Raw genomic sequence first — 4,035 nt, 5'->3', positions numbered from 1 at the left:
CGCCCGGGAAGGCGGAAAGATTTCGGGGGAAGGGGGGGCTTTTCCCGCAGGGCGTGCTGTGCGGAACGCCTTGCGCGTGAGGGGACAGCGCTTCGAGATGCCGAAGCCCCTTCGCCGGTACAGAAAGCCCGTGCGTGGGGGCAGTTCGCCGCTCAAGCCCGTCTTCCTTCATTGATTGCGGGAAAGCCCCGTGCGTGAGGGGGCAGCGCCGAGGGGCAATGGCCGCCCGGGAAGGCGGAAAGATTTCGGGGGGGAAGGGGGGGCTTTTCCCGCAGGGCGTGCTGTGCGGAACGCCTTGCACCCCATGCCGGAGCGAGCCCCGCAGGCAGGTTCTTCCGTGCAGGGAGCCTTTGCTGCGGATGAAAAGCGCTTTTTTGCGTGCGGGATTCCCTGCGGGGCGGGGGAGCGTGTTCCTTTTTGCGCGCCGCTCCGCCCCCTTGACCGGCCTTATTTCCGGCTCACGTCCGACCACGACCAGATCACGCGGCCCACGATGCACTTCTGCCAGTCGCCGTCGAAATCGTCCTGAAGGCTGAGCACCCGGGGCGGGTTGTCGGCCGCATTGTCGGAATAGTAGGTGATCTGATAGTCGCCGTTGTGCCTGTCTTCCACGGCCACGCGCTTGACCATGCCCGAGCCGTCCTGCGGGTCGAGCACCAGCATCATGCGGCCGGGGGTGAGTACGTTTCTGTCGTCCCTGTCCACAAGCACGATATCCCCGGGGTGCAGCACCGGCTCCATGGAAGTGGAAGCGGGGCCTATCTGCACGGCCAGGAGATTGCGGCGGCGCATGACGGCAGGCTGGTACTTGTAGACCAGAAACCAGCTTTCTATCTTGTCCTGCGGAATGTAGCCCGGCCCCGCGCCCACCTCGCCCACCAGCGGGGCGGCCCAGTAGTCCTGCGCGTCCGGCGGGCGCATGTCCTGCCCGGCAGGCACGATTTCCGCATCCACAAAGCACACGGGCCTGCCCGCCTCGCGGCCGGGGACGGCAAAGGACACGCCGAGCTTCTCCAGCGCCGGTTCCATGGAACGCAAAGAGGGCACGCGCGTCCTGGTTTTCAGCCAGGCGTAGATGGTCTGGTAGGGGATGCCGAAAAATTGCGCGGCTTCCCGCAGGTTGCCGTTGAAGTCGCGGGCAACCGCCTCTTCCAGAATACTGAGGGCGGATTCGACAAGTTTCATATTTTATGAATAGCCGTTTTTTTTGCTTTTGCAAAATTTGCTTTTGTAGAATTTTTTACTTTACTTTTTTCTGCATTTGTAGAAAAACAGGAACGGAAGGGGGAAGCGCCCGGGCCTTCCGCTCAGGCAAGCCCCCCCGGGCGCGCCGGGGCGTTTCGGCCGCCGTACAGCCGAAAAGGAGGAAGGCATGCGGGGTTTTCGCTTTCAGGCGTTTGCCCCGCGCGGGGGGAAAGAAACAGGCGCCGCGCGGAACAGGGCCGGTCGCCGCGCAGGAGAAAGGGCGGTTTTGAAGGGAAGGGCGCGGAAGATGCCCCGCATAGGCCTTTGTCGGCAAAGGCGTCAGCTCTTCCCGGCGCTCAGGGCCGGGCGGGCGGCGGGGCGGCAAGCAGCCGGAATTCACCTGCGGCGTCAGGCCCCGCGTCCGTACAGCGTGCCCGGGCCGGCCGGCCCCTCAGGCTCGGAGAAAAGGCCGGGCCGCCCCACACACCCTATGATAAGGAGATCCCGGTATGGCGGAATACAGGACCCTTCGCATGACTTTCTGGAACGACCCCTATGTGGAGGAGCTGGGGCCGGAGGGCAGGCTTTTCTACCTGTACCTCATCACCTGCCCGCATACCAACAACCTGGGGCTTCTGGAAGTGTCGCATCGGCGCATGGCCTATGAAACTTCTCTTGCGGAAGAGGTGGTGCGCCGCCTGCTTGCCGAAGCCGAAGCGGCGGGCAAGCTGGTGACGGACGGCTCCCAGATATGGCTGGTGAACTTTGTGAAGCATCAGGCCTCCACCTCGCCGAAGCTGGTGCAGTCCTTGCGGGCCCTGCTTGCCCGGGTTTCCTCCCGGAAAATACGCGGGGCCGTGGCTTCGGCCTATCCCGCCCTTTTTCCCGGCATGACCGGGGAGGGGGACGACCCCGGGCCTCTCCCCGCTGCCGCCCCCGCCGGGGAGAGCCCGGCCTTCCCCGCCCCAGACAACGGCCTTCCCCCTGCCGGGGATGGGCCCCGGCCCTGCATTTCCCCCGGTGAAGAAGGTTTTTCCCCTGCGGCGGAGCATTTTCCCCGGGCTTTCCCCACCGTAGGGGAAGGGTATGGCCGGGCTGTACCTACGGCGGGGGAGGCTGCCGGGAACAAGGAAGGGGAAGAGGAAGGGGAAGGGAAAAGAAAGGCGCGTTTTCGCCCGCCCACGCCCGAGGAGGTGCAGGCCTACTGCGATGCGCGCGGCAACGGCATCGAGGCCCGGGCTTTTGTGGATTTTTACGCTTCCAAGGGCTGGAAGGTGGGCGCTTCGCCCATGAAGGACTGGCGCGCCGCAGTGCGTACCTGGGAGTCGCGGCGCAGGGAAGGGGGCGCGATGCGCCGCGCCGCCTCAAGGGAAGAGAACAACGGAGAGGCCGTGCGCCGCGCGGTGGAACGCATGGCAAGCGCGGCCGCCCTCAGGGAGGAAAAAACATGGTGAAAGAGGACAATGAGCAAAAGGCGCAGCTTATCCGCATGCTCGCTTCCAACTACAGCGCCGCACTCAATGAGGAGGCGGCCACCCTCTGGCTCACGCTCCTTGCGCCCTACAGCGTGGAGCATTGCCGCCGGGCCGTGCTCGCCGTGCTGCGCCGCTACGGGCACGAGGCCGTGCAGTTCGGCTTCATGCCCCCCTTTGCCCTGGTGCAGAAGGAACTCGACCGTATCTCAGGCGCCCTGCACGGTGAAGAAAATACCGCCGCCCAGGCCGAAGCCGAGTGGGGCAGGCTCCTTGAGGAGGCCCGCCGCGCCGGAAGCTGGCGCGTGCCCGCTCTCCACCCCACCACAGCCCTCGTGGTGCGCCAGTTCGGCGGCTGGAACGTGGTCTGCGCCTGGAAAGAGGCCGAACTCTCCTGGAAACACAAAGAATTCATCGCCGCCTGGCGCGCCGCATCCGGCAGAGAAGACGCCTTCGCCCTCGGCGCGGACGCCGTGGCCCTGCTCGGGGCCGCTTCCTCCAAACCCCTCGCCCTGACTAAGGAATACCTGAAAAATCGCCTCGAACGCAAGGCAAAGGAGAATGATCATGCCCCTCGTGCCCTGTGCCTATGACGCCTGCGGAAAAATGTTCCGCCTGGGCTCCCGGCCCCGGCGCTTCTGCTGCGAAGCCTGCCGCCGCGCCTACCAGAACGAACTGCGCCGTGAACAGCGCGCCGAAGAACGCGCCGCCCGCGAGGTCGGACGCCCCATGACGGACCCCTGGGAAAAAAACGACCTCGAAGACGCCGAAACCCTCTGGGCCAACGCCCTCATCGACGCCCTCCCCATAGGCGCCGTTCCCGCTCTCCGACCCGAGGGAAAAGGCCACGCCGTTGCCTGACCCCCCCGGCAAAGGCACGCGGGGCGCCGCCCCGCACCCCGTCGGGGGGAATGATTCCCCCCGAACCCCCTCATCGGGCAAGCTCACGCACGGGGTGTGCGCAAAAAGTTCTCCTTCAACTCGCTTCCGTTGCGGAACCCTTACTTGCATGCAAACGTCGCGGCAGGGCTCGGGCCGGTTCCTCCCGTAGCCCCGGCCGGAAGGCTCGCCCCCCGTCGCAGCCTGCCCCCCCGTCAGTGCAGGTGTGCGCTGCCGCGCCCACCTGCCGTGGCCGACCGTTGACGGGCAAAGGCCCGTCAACGGAAATAAAGGATAGGAAAGGATGCTTTTGGGGGGAAGGCGCTATGTATCGTCCCCTGCAAAGGGCAAAGCCTTTCCGCGCGCTCTTCGGCCCTTGCTGTGGAAGAAACAGCTTTTCCCCATGCGCCGGGCCGCCGTGCAGAGAAGGCGAGAGCGGGGGAAGGTTTTCCCGGCCTTCGCCCGTCAACGGAAATAAAGGATAGGGCAGGATGCTTTT

General features: G+C 65.5%; 4 protein-coding genes. 3 read left to right on the top strand and 1 reads right to left on the bottom strand.

Translation table 11 applies throughout. The features are described 5' to 3' along the window. Positions 1 to 447: 447 nt before the first annotated feature. Positions 448 to 1,185, bottom strand: coding sequence for a S24 family peptidase (locus tag K8W16_RS09150; protein ID WP_304122844.1), 738 nt, complete (start codon positions 1,183 to 1,185; stop codon positions 448 to 450). Between the two features lie 509 nt (positions 1,186 to 1,694). Here K8W16_RS09150 and K8W16_RS09145 point away from each other — a divergent pair. The 3 genes from K8W16_RS09145 to K8W16_RS09135 are packed head-to-tail and all read left to right on the top strand — an operon-like array spanning position 1,695 to position 3,518. Then, complete coding sequence (locus K8W16_RS09145; protein WP_304122843.1) at positions 1,695 to 2,639, top strand: hypothetical protein; 945 nt, start codon at positions 1,695 to 1,697, stop codon at positions 2,637 to 2,639. Then, positions 2,633 to 3,250: a DUF6475 domain-containing protein gene (locus K8W16_RS09140; protein WP_304122842.1), complete on the top strand. Its 618-nt coding sequence runs from the start codon at positions 2,633 to 2,635 to the stop codon at positions 3,248 to 3,250. The genes K8W16_RS09145 and K8W16_RS09140 overlap by 7 nt, the downstream gene beginning before the upstream one ends. Next, positions 3,225 to 3,518 carry a hypothetical protein gene (locus tag K8W16_RS09135; RefSeq protein WP_304122841.1) on the top strand — a complete coding sequence of 98 codons (294 nt, stop codon included), beginning with the start codon at positions 3,225 to 3,227 and terminating at the stop codon, positions 3,516 to 3,518. The genes K8W16_RS09140 and K8W16_RS09135 overlap by 26 nt, the downstream gene beginning before the upstream one ends. Positions 3,519 to 4,035: the final 517 nt, after the last annotated feature.

The organism is Mailhella massiliensis (genome assembly GCF_020741395.1).
Lineage (GTDB): Bacteria > Desulfobacterota > Desulfovibrionia > Desulfovibrionales > Desulfovibrionaceae > Mailhella > Mailhella massiliensis_A.
This window is presented reverse-complemented; position numbering and strand designations above follow the sequence as displayed.

Excerpts from the sequence above, each read along its gene's own strand:
- K8W16_RS09150 (WP_304122844.1), bottom strand. The coding sequence starts at position 1,185 with ATGAAACTTGTCGAATCCGCCCTCAGTATTCTGGAAGAGGCGGTTGCC.
- K8W16_RS09145 (WP_304122843.1), top strand. The coding sequence starts at position 1,695 with ATGGCGGAATACAGGACCCTTCGCATGACTTTCTGGAACGACCCCTAT.
- K8W16_RS09140 (WP_304122842.1), top strand. The coding sequence starts at position 2,633 with ATGGTGAAAGAGGACAATGAGCAAAAGGCGCAGCTTATCCGCATGCTC.
- K8W16_RS09135 (WP_304122841.1), top strand. The coding sequence starts at position 3,225 with ATGCCCCTCGTGCCCTGTGCCTATGACGCCTGCGGAAAAATGTTCCGC.